We start from the raw sequence: 3,818 nt of genomic DNA, 5'->3' as shown, positions 1-3,818 counted from the left end.
GGCATCTCTCCTGCGTCGTCAGGGTCGCTCAGGGGCAGCCTGCTCAATGCACCGGGGCGGTGGTGTCGCCAGTATCCTCTGTCTCGCCCGCCACGGACTCTTCGGCGGGGTCACCCTTTTGCTGGGAGCCGACTCGGGCACCACCGCGCGACAAACGGCTGAGGCGATTGAAATTGCGCATCGACTGCAGGTGGATATACAGCAGTTCCAGCTCATCGCTACCGAGCATGGTCTTGAGTGTCTCGTCCGGCAGCGCCTTGAGCTTCTGACGGTTGACGGCCTTGAAACCGGTCAGGGTGCGCTTGCCACCCTCGGGCAGACCGATCTGGGCCTCCACGGCCTCCAGTAGTTCGAGTTCGACCAATCGCTGGCAGAAGGCCCGCGTACGCTGGAAATGCGCCTGGTAGTCCTGCAGGAAGTCGAGCACCTTGGCGAGGTATTGCGTGCGTTCGCCGTCGGCGTCGAAGAACCGTTCGCCGCGCCCTTCGCCATTCAGTCCCGCATAGGCTTCGTCAACGCACAGCGTGAAGGTCTTGCCATCGGCGCTGGAAGCAAACACGAAGGGATAGCGACGCAGGAAGGCCGGCACATATTCGCCCCGCCACTGGCCTTCGCTATCCACCATCAGGTTGGCATCCTGGTCGATGCCTAGCACTGCCACGGGCAGCACGCCATCATCGGCATCGGTAAACACGATGGGTAGATCACTGGCAGCGGTGGGAAACTCAGCGGCCATCAGCGGCACCGAGTTGATGTCTTTGGCAAAGCCGAAATCCTTGCCCACCTTGAGTGACAGTTCGCCGTGCTTGTCACGGGTAATCGGCTGTACGTCGCGGTAAATAAGCAGCTGTGTCGCCATGGGAGCCTTCTTAACGTGTCGGAGATAGGTTGTCGTTTGGCACGGAGCGCCGTTGCCCTGCGAGCCGTTGCCCTGCGTAGTAGCAGGTGAAGAATGGCTGGCGATCACCGCCGAGCCCGAAGGAAACATTGCCCAGCATCTGATTGCCATGCTGCACCATCCATTGCACCAGCGTGTCCCGCGGGGCACTTTGCCAATCGCGAGCCAAGGCCATCAGCAACCCGGCAATCGTACCGAGCGGCAGTCGAGACTGATGCATATGCAGATTGATCGAATCGCGTGGCGTGGCATTGCCCGCCTGGGCTTCTTCGATGCGTACCGTCATCGGTGGCCAAGGGTGCTGCATCAGCGCGGTACTGATCTCGAGTTGCTCGACAAGATCCGCCACCAACGGTGGCAATAGCTCGAGCTGCTGGCGAATCGCGCCCCGCGCCGACGTGGCCGTCGGCAACAGGACATACTCGGATTGGGCGGCGCGTGTCTGTCCGGGTCGCCATTTCCAGGCGCGATACTGGACATGGCGCTCCCCCGCTTCAGCCGCCGACGAAGGTAGCGGATACTCCCAGTAGACCTTGCAACGGTCGCCCTCCAGGCCCAGGTGCAGATAGTGAAGCGGCTGCTTGCCAGCAGCGTCATCATCGGGGCCTGACAACACCTGCTGCTGGTCAACCGCCGGCATCTGCCACTGCGTCAACAAGGCCTCCAACCGCTCGGTCAGCACGCGCGACGGCTGTCGTGAGAGCGGCACGCTGTACAACACCCGTTGTTCGCCCCAGTATGATGGTCTCAGCTTGACCGACTGCTCATGCAAGCACGGTGTCTCCAGGGCATCGACGGCGTCGCGCAGTATGGTCAGCGCCGCCAGGTACCCCTGCATGGCCGTCATCAGATGGACGCCCCCCGCCGGATGACCACCGATTCACCGAGGAACCCATCGATCTCGGCCAGGTCGTCTGCGTTGAGGATGCCTGCGGCATGCTTGAGACGCAGCACGCTCAGTAAATAGTCGTAGCGCGCATTCGCCAGTTCGCTGCGCGCCAGAAACAGGTCACGCTCGGCGTCGAGCAGATCCAGAAGCGGGACCAAACCGGATTCGAAGCCCAACTGGCGAGACTCGGCAATACGTTCACTGGCACGCAGCGACTCCCTCAGCGCCTCCTCACGGGCCATGGCGGTGATGATGCCCTGATAGCCGGCCTGGGCCTGACGATCGATATCCCGGCGAACCTGCTCTTGCGTCGAACGGCTGACATTGATCAACTGCTCTCCTTGTCGCACCTGCGAAGCAACCAGGCCACCGCGGTAGATGGGGATATTGACGTTCACGCGAATGGTCTGCGTCTCGACCTCACTGCCCCCACCAAACAGCGAGCCTTCGGTGTCGTCGTTTTCATAGTTGAGGCTCAAGTCCACCGTGGGGAAGTGGCCGCCGCGACGGACACGGACATCCTGCATGGCCACTTCGCCGGCCAGTTCGACCGCTTTCAGCCTGGGGCTACGCTGCAGAGCCAGCTCGGTCCAGGCCGACTCGACATCGGGGTCGGGACGCTGCAGTTGCAGGTCATCGCGCACTAGTCGCAAGGTGTCCGGCGCCAGGCCAGTCACCTCCTCCAGGCCGTTGAGGGCGTCGCGCAGGCGGTTTTCGAGATCCAGCTCACGCGCCTGAACCTGAAGAAAGCGGGCTTCGGCGTCGAGCAAGTCGATTTCGCGGGCCAGACCATCCTGGTAGCGGGCACGAACATGAAGCAGATTGGCTCCGACCTCCTCCTTTTCAGCGGCTAGAAACCCGAGGTTTTCGTGCAGGGCCAAAACATCGAAGTAGCGCTCGGACACCCTCAGCAGCAGATCCTGGCGTGCCACCTCCAGCTCCGAGGCCGCCTGCTGCGTTTCGAGGTCAGCCTGACGAAAGGCTGCCCAGCGCGAGTAGTCGTAGACCGACTGCGTCAGCGAAATGCCATAGATGGTGGTGGGGTAACTGGTGCTGCCGCTATCAAAGACTTCATTATCGGTACTGACGATATCCTGGCTGATTTCACTGCGGCTGACGTTGGCGCTGATTTGAGGCAGCAATGCCGAACGGGCCTGGTAATAGCGCTCATCGGTGGCTTGCTTGCTGAAGAAGTCGGCCTGAAACTGCGGGTCGTTGTCCCGCGCCAGGTCATAGACTTCCAGCAAACCGGATGCCAGCACATGTTGGGCACTAGCCAGCATGCCCAGCACACCCAAAAGACCCAGGCCCTGCCTGGAGAGAACCCTGATCATTATTATTTTCCCCTGCGTGGCGCCGCTGTATCGCAGCTGCCTAGCCCTGTCGCCGCCTTACCATATGGCAACGTTTGTTAAATTATTATTACACAAAAAGCCTCGTGCGGGCATCGACTCATCAATATCTCGTTAGCCGTCGCATCAAAAAACCCATCCCATAGGGCTTAGCGAGCTAATTCTCATGCTTGAGTGTAGCCCATTGTTTATGGCCGACACGTCACTCTGTCTCCATAAAGAGCCACCTCTTAATAAAATTTTGTTATACCGGAGGAATCCCTTAAAATCAAATGCGTCAGGCGCCTCCCCTAGAACTGGCGACAACAGCGGTTTGCTCCGCCTGGGTGGAAAATATCGCTGTGGGAGCGCTGGTCCCCATCGCGACTGGCGCCGCCAGGCGCCTTGGTGGAGGCCGCCATCGTGGCGATGATTGCCAGCCTGGGCAACTCCTCGGTCGCGAGCTGAAGCTGGCTCCAACAGCGGCTTGCTCCGCCTGGGTGTAAAATATCGCTATTGGAGCGCTGGTCCCCCATCGCGACTGGCGCCGCCAGGCGCCCTGGCGAAGGCCGCCGCCGTGCGATGATTGCCAGCCTGGGCAACTCCTCGGTCGCGAGCTAAAGCTGGCTCCAACAGCGGTTTGCTCCGCCTGGGTGGAGAATATCACTGTTGGAGCGCTGGTCCCCATCGCGACTGGCGC

General features: G+C 60.9%; 3 protein-coding genes. All 3 read right to left on the bottom strand.

The features are described from left to right. Positions 1 to 43: 43 nt before the first annotated feature. Genes C1H69_RS19895 through C1H69_RS19885 form a run of 3 tightly spaced genes read right to left on the bottom strand, consistent with a single transcriptional unit; the run spans position 44 to position 3,121 of the window. Positions 44 to 859 carry a SapC family protein gene (locus C1H69_RS19895; RefSeq protein ID WP_102655135.1) on the bottom strand — a complete coding sequence of 272 codons (816 nt, stop codon included), beginning with the start codon at positions 857 to 859 and terminating at the stop codon, positions 44 to 46. Between the two features lie 10 nt (positions 860 to 869). After that, positions 870 to 1,745 carry a hypothetical protein gene (locus C1H69_RS19890; protein WP_102655134.1) on the bottom strand — a complete coding sequence of 292 codons (876 nt, stop codon included), beginning with the start codon at positions 1,743 to 1,745 and terminating at the stop codon, positions 870 to 872. Then, positions 1,745 to 3,121, bottom strand: coding sequence for a TolC family outer membrane protein (locus tag C1H69_RS19885; protein WP_102655133.1), 1,377 nt, complete (start codon positions 3,119 to 3,121; stop codon positions 1,745 to 1,747). Before C1H69_RS19885 ends, C1H69_RS19890 begins: the two co-directional genes overlap by 1 nt. Between the last annotated feature and the right edge of the window lie 697 nt (positions 3,122 to 3,818).

Origin of the sequence: Billgrantia endophytica (assembly GCF_002879615.1) — a bacterium.
GTDB classification, from domain to species: Bacteria; Pseudomonadota; Gammaproteobacteria; order Pseudomonadales; family Halomonadaceae; genus Halomonas; species Halomonas endophytica.
The sequence above is the reverse complement of the archived record's forward strand: the minus strand, read 5'-3'. Positions and strand labels throughout refer to the sequence as shown.

Coding starts and splice junctions, on each gene's coding strand:
- C1H69_RS19895 (WP_102655135.1), bottom strand. CDS start 859: ATGGCGACACAGCTGCTTATTTACCGCGACGTACAGCCGATTACCCGT.
- C1H69_RS19890 (WP_102655134.1), bottom strand. CDS start 1,745: ATGACGGCCATGCAGGGGTACCTGGCGGCGCTGACCATACTGCGCGAC.
- C1H69_RS19885 (WP_102655133.1), bottom strand. CDS start 3,121: ATGATCAGGGTTCTCTCCAGGCAGGGCCTGGGTCTTTTGGGTGTGCTG.